Here is a 13,538-nt window from a genome sequence, read left to right as displayed (position 1 = left end):
TTGAAAGTGGATCCGTTATTATTCGATTTTCCTTCTGAATTTTATACTGAAAGGCTATTTATTCGAATGCCGAAACCAGGTGATGGTAAAGCTGTATACGATGCAATGCAAGCTTCTATGAAAGAATTACAACCATGGATGGTTTTTGCACAAAAAGAGCAAACAGAGGAAGAAGTAGAAGTGAGCATTAGAAAATCGCATATTCAATTTTTACAGCGTGAGGATTTAAGGTTACTAGTATTTTCGAAAGAAACAGGCGAGTTTATCGCATCTAGCGGATTGCATCGCATTAATTGGGATATACCCCAATTTGAAATCGGGTATTGGATTGATTCGAGGTTTAGTGGAAAGGGCTATATGGTCGAGGCTGCAAAGGGGATAACAGATTATGCTTTTTCTGAACTGAAAGCAAACCGCGTAGAAATTCGTTGTGATTCTTTAAATAAGAAAAGTAGAGCGATCCCTGAGAAATTAGGTTTTAAATTAGAGGGTGTTTTAGAAAGTGCGAGTGTTGCAGTAGATGGAAATGGATTAAGGGATATGTGTGTATTTGCGATGACTAGAAATACATATGAAAAAGAAGAGCTGTAGAGAAACGGCTCTTCTTTTTGTGCATTATGGTACAGGATGTCCGTTAGAGCTTTCGAAAATTGTAAACCATTGTTGACGGTCTAAGTTAACTTTTGTAGCAAGAGCGGCTGTTTTAACACGATCTAATTTACCAGAGCCGATGATTGGCAACATTTTAGCTGGATGTGCAAGTAACCAAGCATACATAACCGTATCGATACTAGAAACACCTAGCTCAGTAGCGACTTTTTGCACAGTTTCACGTACACGTACAGCACGTTCTGATTGACCAGTAAAGATTTCTCCGCCAGCAAGAGGTGACCAAATCATTGGATTGATTCGCTTTTCCTGACATAAATCAATTGTTCCCTTTTCAAAATGCTCAAGTTGCAGAGCTGATACTTCAATTTGGTTCGTAATAAGCGGGAAATCTAAGTATGAACTTAACATATTGAATTCGGAAGGTAAAAAGTTAGATACACCGAAATGACGAACTTTTCCTTCTTGTCTTAAGCGTGAGAACGCTTCTGCCACTTCATTTGGATCCATGAAAGGATCAGGACGATGGATAAGTAATACGTCAATATAATCTGTATGTAAATTTTTAAGTGAAGCTTCTGCACTTTGAATAATATGTTCTGCACTAGTGTTGTAGTGAGCAACATAACGCTCTGGAAATTTCGGTGATGGGGGAGCGATTCCACATTTTGTGATGATTTGCATGTTTTCACGTAAGGAAGGCTTTAGTTGTAATGCCTCTCCGAACAGTCCTTCACACGTATAACCGCCATAAATATCAGCATGATCAAAAGTAGTAATTCCCATATCCATACAATCTTCAATGAAAGAAAGTAATTCTTGTTTTGTCATATTCCATTCTGCTAAACGCCAAAAACCTTGAATCATACGAGAAAATTCGAGTGTTTCGGCCATTTGAACTCGTTCCATTATAGTACCCCCTTGATGAATGATTATTTTTGAAAAGGCTTTCTAACTATATATTATTATATAGTTAGAGGGGCGTACAAACAATAAATATGTTTTGCTACAAAAACGATTATTTCTATATGATATAATGTAGAAACATATAGCTATAAGGAGAGGTACAAAATGATTCCAGTAACAATATTAACTGGTTTTCTTGGATCAGGGAAAACGACATTATTAAATCGCATTTTATCAGAGAATCACGGTCAGAAATTAGCGGTGATTGTAAATGAAATAGGGCAAATTGGTATTGATAATCAGCTGATTATGAATGTCGAAGAAGAGATTATGGAGATGACGAATGGATGTTTGTGCTGTACTGTACGTGAAGATTTACTCGTTGCTTTAAAACAATTACTGGATGTAAAAGCAGAAGGGAAAATGGACTTTGATGGATTAGTAATTGAAACGACGGGTCTTGCAAATCCAGGTCCTATTATTCAAACATTCTTTTTAGATCCTGTTATTCAATCTGCATACCAAATTAACGGTGTTGTAACAGTAGTAGATAGTTATCATATACATAAACATTTTGAAAAAGGACTAGAAGCAAAAGAACAAATTGCATTTGCCGATGTTGTATTAGTGAATAAGTTAGATTTAATTGAAGAGAGCGAAAAAGAACATCTCTTACATGAATTGCAAGGAATAAATCCGACTGCAAAGTTAATTCAGTCGACTAATTGTGATGTGGATATTCCATCGTTACTACAAATTCAAACGTTTAAAACGAAAGATACGTTACAAATCTATCCTCATAAAGAGCATAATCATCTAGAAGGTGTAAAATCGTTTGTACTACGTGAAGAGCGTCCGTTAGATTTACAAAAACTAAATGAGTGGATGTCAGCTGTCGTGCAAGAACTAGGAGAATACTTATATCGCTACAAAGGGATTTTATCGATTGATGGAGTGGATAAACGTATCGTTTTCCAAGGCGTACATACGTTATTTGCTGCTTCGTATGATAGAGAGTGGCAAGAGGGCGAAGATCGAGTAAGTGAAGTTGTTTTCATCGGAAAAGATATTAATAAAGAATGGTTCCAAGCACATTTCGAGGAGTGTGTGAAATAAGTCTGCGCATATTGCAGGCTTATTTTTTGGATTAACTAAGCACTTTGTAGAAAAATGCTAGATTGCAAAAAAATGAAGGATAATAAAAAAGCCTGTTTTCACAGGCTTGTATATTCATCTAAAAGTAACTCCATTACAACACCTACAACAGGGCCTTCATCATCAATATCGCCATTTAAACGGAATCCAAATGATTCATATAATCCCATTGCAAGTTTGTTATCTGGATGTAAACTTAAATTAATTGTTTTACATTCAAATTTATTTTGTAAGAATTGAATGAGCAAGCGAAGGAACCGTTTTGCGTATCCTTTTCCTTGATATTGTTGGTCAATCATAAAGCGATCTAACCATACGCTTTTACGTTTTTCACAATACCATCCATACATTGCATATCCTACAAGTGTTTCTCCATCATATAAACCTACTGACGTTCCGTTTCCCTCATATAATGATTCTGCTAGAGAAAACGCATTGCTTTCAATAAATTGCTGCTGGTCTTTTGCGACGTTTAAAGCAGCTACCGAACGCCAATTTTTTTCTGTTACTTCACAAATGTGAAGAGTCATAATTCCAACTCGCCTTCTAAATTGATATAGCTTAAAAGCTAATATGGATAATTTTACTTGTTATTTGGGGCAAGTCAAGTAAGAACGAATAAAAAAGAAGCTGAATGACTCGTTCAGCTTCTTAAAAAATTGATTAGTTAGTAGCTTCTTTCAATGTGTTTACGTTTTCTTCCATTAAAGTGAAGTAATCTTTATTACTCTTCGCGTCATCTTCAGAAATAGTAGCAAGATGATTTAAGCGTAAAATTTTTGTGCCCGTTTCTTTTTGAATGACCGATGCTACTTTTGGAGTAGAGAATGTTTCAAATAAAATATATTTTAGATTATGTTCTTTTACTGTTTTTGTAATGTCAGCAAGCTGTTTTTGAGATGGTTCATCAGATGCTGAAATACCGGCGATAGCGATTTGTTTCAGGCCATATCGTTGTTCCCAGTATCCATAAGCCGCATGAGAAACTAAAATATCTTTCGTTTTTGCATTCGCAATAGCTGCTTTAAATTGATCATCTAAATCAGTAAATTTTGTTTGAAGTGCTGCAAAGTTTTTTTCGAACTCTTGTTTATGGTCAGGTTGTAATTCTACAAGTGCATTTTTAATTTTTTCAGCTTGTTTCATTGCTAGAGTAGGGTCTAACCAAATGTGTGGGTCTTTATCGTGATGATGTTCATCTTCTTTATGACCGTCTCCGTGATCATGATGCTCTTCTTCAGTAGAAGTACGCAGTTCAATACCTTTTGAAGCATTTACAATTTTAACGTTTTCTTTTTGTAATGATTTTTCCATTTTTTCAGCAAATGGTTCTAATTCAGCGCCGTTATAAACGAATAAATCGGCTTTTGCAACTTTTACTGTTTGTTTTTGACTTGGTTCAAATGTGTGAGAATCTGCACCAGGTGGGTAAATTGCTTTAACAGTTACATAGTCGCCACCAATTTTTTTTGCGAAATCTGCAAGAGGAAAAATAGTTGTATAAACAGTTAGCTTTCCGTCTTTCTTGGCATTACCTTCTTTTGTATTTGAGCAGCCAGTAAAAATTAAAGTGAAAATAAGTAAGAATGAAAGTATAGTCAATCTTTTAGGCATGAAGTTCTCCTCTTTTCTTTTTTTACGGATATATTTTCCCCAATTATAGAAGAAAAATATCATTTTAATACAAAACGGAATAATTACGTTTTAGTTTGCGAACTTAGTATAATACATCTTTTATAAAGTTGCAATAAATAATAATCATTCCGATTTGATTTTGTTATAAAGTTGTCAAATATAGATGTGTTATTTTTGCGGATACATGCATATGTGACAACGTAGTGTTCATATATATGAAAGGAGGGTGTAGAGGGGGATGAGCGTTTGAATTACTTAATGGAAGCAATTTTATTGATATTAGCGGTAGTACTACCATTAGCCGTAGTCTTAATTTTTTTAAGAAGATTAATAAGTAATTTAGGAGATGCATCAACCGTAACAAAATTACGAGAGAAAGATGAGAAAAAAGAGTGAGTAAAGCACTATGCGTACGCATAGTGCTTTACTTGTGGTAAAATGAGAGAAGGAAACTCCTAAAAGTTGTATGTTACTAAAGGAGAGAAAAGTAAAATAAGAGGTATATGCATATATGAATAAGCGAACAGCGTTAGTACTTGGTGCAAGTGGTTTAGTTGGGCAAGAGATAACGCGTCTATTACTTGAATCAGATTACTACGATTCGGTTACTATTTTTGTAAGAGAACCAATGCAATGGCAACATGAAAAGTTACAGCAAAAGCAAGTAGATTATTTGGCATTAGAGGAATATAAAGAGTTCTTTGCTGTAGATGACGTATTTAGTTGTCTAGGAACAACAATCAAAAAAGCAAAAACGAAAGCTAATTTCAAAAAGGTAGATTATGAATATACGTTACGAGCGGCTTGTTTAGCTGAAAAACAAGGGGTGCAAAATTTCCTTGTTGTGTCCTCAATGGGAGCGAATCCTAAATCGTTTTTCTTTTATTCACAAGTGAAAGGAAGAATGGAAGAGGAATTGCAAAAGTTAGTAATTGGTGGTATTCACATTTTTAGGCCATCTTTATTAGTAGGAAATCGACAAGAATTTCGCTTTGGTGAAAGAATGGCGGAAAAATTATCTCGTATGATTCCTTTTATATTTAAAGGAGCCTTCAAGAAGTATAAACCAATTTCCGCTAAAGATGTGGCAAAAGGGATGTATATAACTGCATTGCGAGAAGAATCAGGTATCCACATTTATAATTCGAATGAAATTACAACGATAGAATAAATAAAACCGAGAAGAAAAGCTTCTCGGTTTTATTTATTTGTACTGATTTTTCCAGGCGCTCGCTCGTATTGATACGGTTCTTCTAATTCAAAGCCAAGTTCATTGGCGGCTATTCTTGGGAAGTAAGGATTGCGAAGTAACTCACGTCCGATAAAAATTAAATCTGCTTCGTTATTATTTAAAATTTGCTCTGCTTGTGCCCCGGTCGTAATCAATCCAACTGCACCAGTTGCAATGTTAGCATGCTCTTTAATATGTTTAGCATATTGTACTTGATACCCAGGGTAAACATCGATGCGCGCAGGTACAACAGCCCCAGAGCTACAATCGATTAAATCTACCCCTTGTTCTTTCATCCATTTTGTATATTGTACATAATCTTGAACTGTTAACCCGTCAGGATGATAATCATTTGCTGAAATACGAACAAATAGCGGTCCGTTCCAAACTTCATTTATCGATTCAATGATTTCGCGTAAGAAACGATATCGATTTTCAGGTGAACCACCATATTCATCAGTCCGCTTATTGGTAAGTGGAGAAAGAAATTCATTAATAAGATAACCGTGAGCACCGTGTATTTCAATAACGTCAAATCCAGCTTGTTTGGATCGTACTGCAGCTTGCTGGAAAGCTAATACAGTATCTTTAATTTGGTGTTTGCTCATTTCTATTGGCATTTTCATTGTTTCATTAAATGGAATGGCTGAAGGAGCTAACGCATCTGTTTCTAATTCTGCTTTTCTTCCAGCATGAGCGAGTTGAATGGCAGCTTTTGCACCATTATCGTGTATAAAAGTTGTCGCTTTATGTAAGCCTTCAATTAAACTGTCATCCCAAATGCCTAAGTCTTTATTTGAAATTCGACCTTCAGGTAACACGGCTGTTGCTTCAATCATAACTAAACCAACTTGACCAGCAGCTCTTGTTCCATAATGAATAAGATGGAAATTCGTTACTTGGCCATCCTCGTTTTTCGATGAATACATGCACATAGGTGACATAACAATCCGGTTTTTTAATGTAACGTCTTTAATTGTATAAGGTGAAAAAAGTTTGTAATTCATCCAATAGCCTCCTAGATTGAATTTTCTTACATTGTATCATTCTCGTTTTTGTTTCTCGAATAAAACGCTTATACGAAAAATTTTGTCTATTCGTGTTACAATAATGAATATGAATTGAATTGGAGGATGACATATGTACCAAGCTTATTATGAAAGTGAATTAGGCTTGCTAGAAATTACAGCGAACGATAAAGGAATTACGTCTGTTATATTTGTTGATGAGAGACAAGAAGAACATACAAATGAAATGATAGATCAATGTATAAATGAGCTCGATGAATATTTTAAGGGGAATAGAAAAGAGTTCACAGTCCCGTTGTCTCCTGAGGGAACAGCATTTCAAAAAAATGTATGGGATGCGCTCTATACGATTCCTTATGGCGTAAGTGCTTCATATTTAGATATTGCAGAGAAAGTCGGAAATACGAAAGCTGTACGAGCAATAGGAGGAGCAAATAGTCGCAATCCGATTTCAATAATCGTTCCGTGTCATCGTGTAATAGGAAAGAGCGGGAAACTTGTTGGGTATGCGGGCGGTTTATGGAGGAAAGAGTGGTTATTAAAACACGAAGGTATTTTGAAATGACGTACGGATGGGAAGAGGGATTGTTTTGAAATGTATAAATTGTGGGCAACTTTGCGAGGGAAATCAGTTAAATTGTGAAAGTTGCCAGCGGACTTTGCATACTGAACAGAGTGAAGGAAGTTCGCTAATAGACAAGGAATTAGAAGTATATGTAGGGAGACAATATCCGTATTACAAAAGGAAATGGGAGCTTGAGGAAAAGCGGATTGCTAGGTGGAGCTGGAATGGTTGGGCAGCTATTTTCAATGTAGGTTGGCTCGGATATCGTAAGTATTATTTACCTGCAGCTTTATTTGTAGTGTTATTATTAGCGTGTGATGCGTTTTCTTATTATATGGGCTTCAACGTAGCATTGCCGATCATTAATATGGTGCCTCTTACGTTTCTATTACTCGTTTTTATTTTATTTGGAATGGCGATTTTTGCGAATGGATTATATTATCAATTTGCAGAAAGGCGTATATATCGAATAAAAGCAAGAGAAATTCAAGATGGATCGGTTGAAAAGTACCTCATTCGTGATAGTGGTGGAACGAGTAAAATGGGAGCAACAATTGTTACGATTTTAGCGGTTGCTAGTATTTTTATCAGCCATTTCTTTTTCCCGACTGATCGAGATATTATTCAAAAAGTTCGTACAAGCTCTCTATATGAATATCCATTCTTTTCAATTGGTGAATCGTTTGAAAATTATTTTAGAAATCCGGGTTGGGCATATTATCGTGGCACTGAAGGATTAGAATTGGTAGAGTTCCAAGGGGATAGTCCGGATATGTCGAAGAAAAAGGTTACGATCCAATTTGTTGTTGATTATAAATTGGGTGAGATTGAGCCATACTCACTTATGATTAATGGCGAATCTAAAAATGAGGAAGAATTTTTAAAGATAATGGATGAAATATTTAAAGTTCAAAATCCATTTGACATAGAGGATGGATTACAAGTAAAAGAAATAGAAAAAGAAAAAGAAGTGGATAGTAGAGCTCTCTATCCGCTTCTTTTTTTGTATATATGAAAATAATATTTGAAATAATCTGAATCTTTTGTATAATAATATATATTATACTGGCTTTCATTTATACATATAGATTGGGGGAAGGAAGAATGAAGAGAAAGGTAACAACGATTGCTGCAGTTGCATTATCGACTAGTGTATTAGTTGCAGGTTGCGGAAATGGGGAGAAGGCATCTACAACGAAGAAAGAAACAGGTAAGGGGGCAGCAGATAAGCAAGTATTAAACTTACTAGAAACAGCTGAAATTCCTTCAATGGATACGTCAAAATCAACAGACTCTGTATCATTCCGTGCCTTTGTAAATGCAATGGAAGGATTATATCGTTTGGATAAGGATAATAAACCAACTCCAGGTATGGCAAAAGACGTGAAAATTAGTGAAGATAAAAAGACATATACATTTGAATTACGTGATGCAAAATGGTCAAATGGTGATCCAGTTCGAGCGCAAGATTTTGTATATGCATGGCAACGTACATTAGATAAAGCAATGGCAGCTGAGTATGCATTTATTTTATTTGATGTGAAAAATGCACAGAAAGTAAATAAAGGAGAGTTACCGTTAGATCAATTAGGAGTGAAAGCGAAGGATGATAAAACGTTAGTAGTAGAATTAGAACAACCAGCACCATATTTCCTTGAGCTTACTTCATTCCCAACATTCTTCCCTTTAAATGAAAAATATGTGAAAGAACAAGGAGATAAATACGGATTAGAAGCAGATAAATTATTATATAATGGACCGTTTACGATGAGTGAATGGAAACATGAAAGAAGTTATCAGTTAAAGAAAAACCCTAATTATTGGGATAAAGATACTGTGAAGTTAGAAGAAATTAATGTGAATATTGTGAAGGAAACAAGCACAGGAGTAAATTTATATGATAGTGATCAAGCGGACCGTGTTATTTTAACTTCTGAATTTGTTGATAAATATAAAAAGAATAAGACAGATGAATTTAAAACGAAGTTAGATCCACGTATGTATTTCTTAAGATTTAACCAAAAAAATGCAACGTTTAAAAATCAAAAGGTTCGTGAAGCAATTGACCTAGCATATGATAAAAAAGGAATTGCAAATGTTATTTTAAATGACGGATCACTGCCAGCATATTTCTTAGTACCTGAAAAATTTACGACAGGACCAGATGGGAAAGATTTCCGTACTGTAAATAAAAATTTCCGTGACAGTAAAGATAATGCAGCAAAAGCGAAAAAATTATGGGAAGAAGCAAAGAAAGAACTTGGCCAAGATACAATTACAGTCGAATTACTAAATGATGATAACGGTAGTCGTAAAAAAGTAGGAGACTTTATTAAAGAAGAGTTAGAGAAAAATTTACCTGGTATTAAAGTGAATTTAAAACAACAGCCATATAAGCAGAAGTTGGATTTAGAAAAGAAATTTGAATATGAATTCTCGTTATCTGCATGGAGTCCAGATTATCCAGATCCAATGACTTATATTGATATGTTTGTTACTGGAAGCTCATTTAATGAAATGGATTATTCTAATCCAAAGTATGATGAGTTAGTAGCGAAATCAAAAGGAGAACTATTAAAAGATGATAAAGCACGCTGGAATGCACTTGCAGAAGCGGAAAAAATCTTAATTGGTCAAGATGCTGCCATTTCTCCTACGTACCAACAAAGTACCGCATACTTAGAGAAACCATACGTAAAAGGTATTGCAAATCATACGTTTGGTGGGGACTTCAGTTATAAATGGGCATATATTACAAAAAAATAGTATAATAAAAGATGAGTGAATTTTCGCTCATCTTTTATTTGTATAGGAGGAATTAGAGTTGTTAAAAGGAATCAATCATCTTTGTTTTTCAGTATCTAATTTAGAAGATTCTATTACATTTTACGAAAAAGTATTGGAAGGAGAATTATTAGTTAGAGGAAGAAAACTTGCATATTTTAATATATGTGGAGTATGGATAGCGCTTAATGAAGAAATACATATTCCAAGAAACGAGATCCATCAATCTTATACACATATTGCGTTTTCTGTTGAACAGAAAGACTTTGAACGTCTACTGCAGCGATTAGAAGAAAATGATGTTCATATTTTACAAGGAAGAGAACGTGATGTAAGGGATTGTGAATCTATCTATTTTGTTGACCCAGACGGGCATAAGTTTGAATTTCATTCAGGGACATTGCAAGACAGACTTAATTATTATAGGGAAGATAAACCTCATATGACATTTTACTAAGGAGGAAAAGAAGTTGCATGCGCTAGTAATTGGTGGAACAGGAATGTTAAAGCGGGTGTCTATGTGGCTTTGTGAGCAAGGGTTTCATGTTTCTATTATTGGAAGAGATGAAGTGAAATTAGAAAATGTTAAACGAGAGAGTGCTATACCAGAAAATATCACATGCCTTCCGTTAGATTATCATAATGATGACGATGTAAAGGTAGCTATTAAAAGCACAATTGAGAGGAATGGCCCAATAACATTAGTTGTCGCATGGATACACTCAAGTGTAAAAGATGCGTTATCACTTATTTGTAGAGAATTAGACTTATCGTCTGAAACATACGAAGTTTTTTATATTTTAGGCAGTAAAGCGTCGAGAATAGCCTCACAAAAAATAGGCGGTACGCGATGTAGCTATCATAGAATAATTTTAGGTTTTATATTAGAAGATACATACGCAAGATGGCTTACTCATGAAGAAATATCGGATGGGGTAATAAAAGGAATTGAAAGTAAATGTAATGAATGGATTGTAGGACGAGTAGAACCGTGGGAATTGCGGCCAACATGGTAAGGGGGAATTGAAGTGAAGACAACGGTATATGTAACAAGGCATGGTGAAACGGAATGGAATGTAGCGAAGCGAATGCAAGGACGGAAAAATTCTGCTTTAACTGAAAATGGTATACTGCAAGCTAAGCAATTAGGAGAGCGAATGAAAGATTTATCTATTCATGCGATTTATAGTAGTCCGAGTGAAAGAACCCTTCATACTGCAGAGTTAATAAAGGGAGAACGTGATATACCGATAATCGCGGATGAGCATTTCTATGAAATTAGCATGGTTATATGGGAAGGACAGACAATTGATGATATAGAAAGGCAATACCCAGACGACATACAGTTATTTTGGTATGAACCACATCTTTTTCAGTCAACATCAGGAGAAAATTTTGAGGCTGTTCATAAAAGGGTAATTGAGGGGATGCAGCTTCTTTTGGAAAAGCATAAAGGAGAAAGTATATTAATTGTCTCCCATGCGGCAGCAGCAAAATTACTTGTAGGACATTTTGCAGGTATTGAAATAGAAAATGTGTGGAATGATCCATTTATGCATAGTGCTAGTCTCAGTATAATAGAATTTGAAGATGGTAAAGGTGAAGTGAAGCAATTTGCAGATATAAGTCATTTTCAATAAAGCGGGATAAACGTAAAAAAGGCCGCAAAACGGCCTTTTTTTGTAGGCATAAAAACTAACAATTACGTTTTTTATACCAGAAGTGATCAAATTTCTTGTGTTTGCAAGATGGGAATTTATGTCCGCCTTTGCAATCATTCCATTTGTGTCCATCATCGTGACAGTCTTTACCATGATCGCATGAATCATCGCAAGAGCCGCCGTGTCTATGCGGGAAGAATTCGCACTTTTTACAGAAACTTCGTTTCGTCCAGAAAAATTTCTTTTCAAAGCGTATGCATTTTGTAATGAATGTACAATGCTTTCTGCGAGTACGTTTTGTAACTAAAACGCATTCTTTTCTACGCGTCACTTTCGTAACGAACGTCCATTTTTGAACGCGTACACGAGTACATTTTGTAACAAATGTCCATTTTTTCACATGCGTACATTTTGTGACGAACGTACAATGTTTCACGCGAGTACATCTTGTTCTTGGACATTTACCCCCAGTTGTACATTTACATCCAGTTGTACAAGTATGATGAGTGAATTTATCATCATCGCATTCAAAAGTACTTGGATCTTGGTGTAAGAAATCCTCCATCCCAGCACTTTTGATTTCTTCAACCGCTTTTCTAATATCACGTTTCATAGAAATCCTCCTTATCATGTATTCAGGTGAAAAGGTATTCTTTTTCCTTAACAGGATATGTATGTAGGTATCTTTCTGAACAGGACAAGAGTGTAATTTTATATAAATAGATGATAGCGGATGTATGGACAAGGCGAGTTGCATACATTGAATGAAGAGAACTGAGAAGGGATGAGAAAACATGCTACCTTCATATGATTTTTTTATTCATCCAATGTACTTAGTGGAATTGAAAAAAGACATTTGGTCAGACAGTCCAGTACCAGCAAAATTAACTTATGGAAAAAAGAAGTATGATATTGATATCGTATATCGGGGTGCTCATATTCGTGAATTTGAGAAGAAATCTTATCATGTTATGTTTTATAAGCCTAAAAAATTTCAAGGTGCGAAAGAGATTCATTTAAATTCTGAGTTTATGGATCCGTCTCTCATACGAAATAAATTATCTTTAGACTTTTTTCATGATATTGGTGTACTTTCACCGAAATCACAACATGTGTTTATAAAAATTAATGGTCAAATTCAAGGTGTATATTTACAGTTAGAATCAGTTGACGAAAACTTTTTGAAAAATAGAGGATTACCGAGTGGTTCTATTTATTATGCGATAGATGATGATGCGAATTTTTCTTTAATGAGTGAGAGAGATAAAGATGTTAAGACCGAGCTCTTTGCGGGTTATGAATTTAAATACTCGAATGAAAATAGTGAAGAACAGCTGAGTGAATTTGTATTTCAGGCGAACGCTTTGTCAAGGGAAGCTTATGAAAAAGAAATTGGAAAGTTTTTGCATGTAGACAAATATTTAAGGTGGTTAGCTGGCGTCATTTTTACGCAAAACTTTGATGGTTTTGTTCATAACTATGCACTATATCATAACGATGAAACGAACTTATTTGAAGTGATACCGTGGGATTATGATGCGACTTGGGGGCGAGATGTACAAGGGAGACCACTTAATCATGAGTATATTCGTATTCAAGGTTATAACACGTTAAGTGCAAGATTGTTAGATATACCTATATTTAGAAAGCAATACCGAGGTATTTTGGAAGAAATATTAGAAGAACAATTTACCGTTTCATTTATGATGCCGAAAGTAGAAAGTTTGTGTGAGTCGATTCGTCCTTATTTACTACAAGATCCATATATGAAAGAAAAATTAGAAACATTTGATCAAGAAGCTGATATGATTGAGGAATATATAAATAAAAGAAGAAAGTATATACAAGATCATTTACATGAATTGGATTAATTTTTAAAGAGATTGGAACATTATCAATCTCTTTTTTTGTATAATAAAGATGTATTGGTAGAATTGACGTAATATGTACTTAATAAAGAATGG

Annotated in this window: 16 protein-coding genes; 11 read left to right on the top strand and 5 right to left on the bottom strand. The window is 34.9% G+C overall.

What is annotated here, in order from left to right:
• Positions 1-6: 6 nt before the first annotated feature.
• A complete protein-coding gene (locus QCI73_RS17180; RefSeq protein ID WP_353823405.1) occupies positions 7-591 on the top strand; it encodes a GNAT family N-acetyltransferase in 585 nt (194 codons plus the stop codon).
• Between the two features lie 24 nt (positions 592-615).
• Here QCI73_RS17180 and QCI73_RS17175 read toward each other — a convergent pair whose 3' ends face one another.
• Positions 616-1,518 (bottom strand): aldo/keto reductase, encoded by a 903-nt coding sequence (locus QCI73_RS17175; RefSeq protein WP_262725795.1) that lies wholly within the window; start codon positions 1,516-1,518, stop codon positions 616-618.
• A 162-nt stretch (positions 1,519-1,680) separates the two neighbouring features.
• Between QCI73_RS17175 and QCI73_RS17170 the strand changes: the two genes are divergently transcribed.
• Positions 1,681-2,631, top strand: a complete 951-nt coding sequence (locus QCI73_RS17170; RefSeq protein WP_262725794.1) for a CobW family GTP-binding protein — start codon at positions 1,681-1,683, stop codon at positions 2,629-2,631.
• Positions 2,632-2,729: 98 nt separating this feature from the next.
• Here QCI73_RS17170 and QCI73_RS17165 read toward each other — a convergent pair whose 3' ends face one another.
• On the bottom strand, positions 2,730-3,200 hold the full coding sequence (locus QCI73_RS17165; RefSeq protein ID WP_262725793.1) for a GNAT family N-acetyltransferase: 471 nt from the start codon (positions 3,198-3,200) through the stop codon (positions 2,730-2,732).
• A gap of 133 nt (positions 3,201-3,333) precedes the next feature.
• A complete protein-coding gene (locus QCI73_RS17160; protein ID WP_353823404.1) occupies positions 3,334-4,284 on the bottom strand; it encodes a metal ABC transporter substrate-binding protein in 951 nt (316 codons plus the stop codon).
• Between the two features lie 267 nt (positions 4,285-4,551).
• On the opposite strand from QCI73_RS17160, the gene QCI73_RS17155 reads away from it, so the two are divergent.
• Positions 4,552-4,701, top strand: coding sequence for a hypothetical protein (locus QCI73_RS17155; RefSeq protein WP_242303597.1), 150 nt, complete (start codon positions 4,552-4,554; stop codon positions 4,699-4,701).
• A 115-nt stretch (positions 4,702-4,816) separates the two neighbouring features.
• Positions 4,817-5,476 carry an oxidoreductase gene (locus QCI73_RS17150; protein ID WP_001042754.1) on the top strand — a complete coding sequence of 220 codons (660 nt, stop codon included), beginning with the start codon at positions 4,817-4,819 and terminating at the stop codon, positions 5,474-5,476.
• Between the two features lie 29 nt (positions 5,477-5,505).
• Here QCI73_RS17150 and namA read toward each other — a convergent pair whose 3' ends face one another.
• On the bottom strand, positions 5,506-6,543 hold the full coding sequence (namA, locus tag QCI73_RS17145; RefSeq protein ID WP_087931646.1) for an NADPH dehydrogenase NamA: 1,038 nt from the start codon (positions 6,541-6,543) through the stop codon (positions 5,506-5,508).
• A gap of 133 nt (positions 6,544-6,676) precedes the next feature.
• On the opposite strand from namA, the gene QCI73_RS17140 reads away from it, so the two are divergent.
• From QCI73_RS17140 to QCI73_RS17115, 6 genes are all read left to right on the top strand, one after another.
• A complete protein-coding gene (locus tag QCI73_RS17140; protein ID WP_000283894.1) occupies positions 6,677-7,129 on the top strand; it encodes a methylated-DNA--[protein]-cysteine S-methyltransferase in 453 nt (150 codons plus the stop codon).
• Positions 7,130-7,154: 25 nt separating this feature from the next.
• Positions 7,155-8,144: a DUF2628 domain-containing protein gene (locus QCI73_RS17135; RefSeq protein WP_327924470.1), complete on the top strand. Its 990-nt coding sequence runs from the start codon at positions 7,155-7,157 to the stop codon at positions 8,142-8,144.
• 89 nt (positions 8,145-8,233) lie between these two features.
• Positions 8,234-9,895, top strand: coding sequence for a peptide ABC transporter substrate-binding protein (locus QCI73_RS17130; protein WP_353823403.1), 1,662 nt, complete (start codon positions 8,234-8,236; stop codon positions 9,893-9,895).
• 58 nt (positions 9,896-9,953) lie between these two features.
• The gene (gene fosB / locus QCI73_RS17125) at positions 9,954-10,370 is read left to right on the top strand and encodes a FosBx1 family fosfomycin resistance bacillithiol transferase (protein ID WP_000911692.1); all 417 of its coding nucleotides are present in this window, start codon (positions 9,954-9,956) and stop codon (positions 10,368-10,370) included.
• A 13-nt stretch (positions 10,371-10,383) separates the two neighbouring features.
• Positions 10,384-10,929, top strand: a complete 546-nt coding sequence (locus QCI73_RS17120) for a short-chain dehydrogenase (protein ID WP_353823402.1) — start codon at positions 10,384-10,386, stop codon at positions 10,927-10,929.
• A 12-nt stretch (positions 10,930-10,941) separates the two neighbouring features.
• Positions 10,942-11,553: a phosphoserine phosphatase 1 gene (locus tag QCI73_RS17115; RefSeq protein WP_353823401.1), complete on the top strand. Its 612-nt coding sequence runs from the start codon at positions 10,942-10,944 to the stop codon at positions 11,551-11,553.
• A gap of 55 nt (positions 11,554-11,608) precedes the next feature.
• Here the strand turns inward: QCI73_RS17115 and exsB are convergent, their stop codons facing one another.
• Complete coding sequence (exsB, locus tag QCI73_RS17110) at positions 11,609-12,187, bottom strand: exosporium protein ExsB (RefSeq protein WP_000817501.1); 579 nt, start codon at positions 12,185-12,187, stop codon at positions 11,609-11,611.
• Between the two features lie 181 nt (positions 12,188-12,368).
• On the opposite strand from exsB, the gene cotH reads away from it, so the two are divergent.
• Positions 12,369-13,445, top strand: a complete 1,077-nt coding sequence (gene cotH / locus QCI73_RS17105) for a spore coat protein CotH (RefSeq protein WP_353823400.1) — start codon at positions 12,369-12,371, stop codon at positions 13,443-13,445.
• Positions 13,446-13,538: the final 93 nt, after the last annotated feature.

This window comes from Bacillus cereus group sp. MG16 (assembly GCF_040459875.1).
GTDB lineage: Bacteria > Bacillota > Bacilli > Bacillales > Bacillaceae_G > Bacillus_A > Bacillus_A paranthracis.
The sequence above is the reverse complement of the archived record's forward strand: the minus strand, read 5'-3'. Positions and strand labels throughout refer to the sequence as shown.

What these genes read in the sequence shown, in the direction of transcription:
- QCI73_RS17175 (WP_262725795.1), bottom strand. Translation starts at nt 1,518, where the DNA reads ATGGAACGAGTTCAAATGGCCGAAACACTCGAATTTTCTCGTATGATT.
- QCI73_RS17170 (WP_262725794.1), top strand. Translation starts at nt 1,681, where the DNA reads ATGATTCCAGTAACAATATTAACTGGTTTTCTTGGATCAGGGAAAACG.
- QCI73_RS17165 (WP_262725793.1), bottom strand. Translation starts at nt 3,200, where the DNA reads ATGACTCTTCACATTTGTGAAGTAACAGAAAAAAATTGGCGTTCGGTA.
- QCI73_RS17160 (WP_353823404.1), bottom strand. Translation starts at nt 4,284, where the DNA reads ATGCCTAAAAGATTGACTATACTTTCATTCTTACTTATTTTCACTTTA.
- QCI73_RS17150 (WP_001042754.1), top strand. Translation starts at nt 4,817, where the DNA reads ATGAATAAGCGAACAGCGTTAGTACTTGGTGCAAGTGGTTTAGTTGGG.
- namA (WP_087931646.1), bottom strand. Translation starts at nt 6,543, where the DNA reads ATGAATTACAAACTTTTTTCACCTTATACAATTAAAGACGTTACATTA.
- QCI73_RS17140 (WP_000283894.1), top strand. Translation starts at nt 6,677, where the DNA reads ATGTACCAAGCTTATTATGAAAGTGAATTAGGCTTGCTAGAAATTACA.
- QCI73_RS17130 (WP_353823403.1), top strand. Translation starts at nt 8,234, where the DNA reads ATGAAGAGAAAGGTAACAACGATTGCTGCAGTTGCATTATCGACTAGT.
- exsB (WP_000817501.1), bottom strand. Translation starts at nt 12,187, where the DNA reads ATGAAACGTGATATTAGAAAAGCGGTTGAAGAAATCAAAAGTGCTGGG.
- cotH (WP_353823400.1), top strand. Translation starts at nt 12,369, where the DNA reads ATGCTACCTTCATATGATTTTTTTATTCATCCAATGTACTTAGTGGAA.